The 212-nt window shown below is 50.5% G+C and carries 1 rRNA gene; it reads left to right on the top strand.

The features are described 5' to 3' along the window. Positions 1–212: ribosomal RNA gene (locus KJQ99_RS11560) — 23S ribosomal RNA — on the top strand; the annotation flags it as partial.

The following is a 212-nucleotide window of genomic DNA, read 5'->3' on the forward strand; positions in this document are numbered from 1 at the left end:
GCAAGGAAACTTACAACAAAGAGTCCCTCCCGACTGTTTACCAAAAACACAGCACTCTGCTAACACGTAAGTGGATGTATAGGGAGTGACGCCTGCCCGGTGCTCGAAGGTTAATTGATGGGGTCAGCAGCAATGCGAAGCTCTTGATCGAAGCCCGAGTAAACGGCGGCCGTAACTATAACGGTCCTAAGGTAGCGAAATTCCTTGTCGGT

This window comes from Campylobacter sp. 2018MI13, assembly GCF_018501135.1.
GTDB lineage: Bacteria > Campylobacterota > Campylobacteria > Campylobacterales > Campylobacteraceae > Campylobacter_E.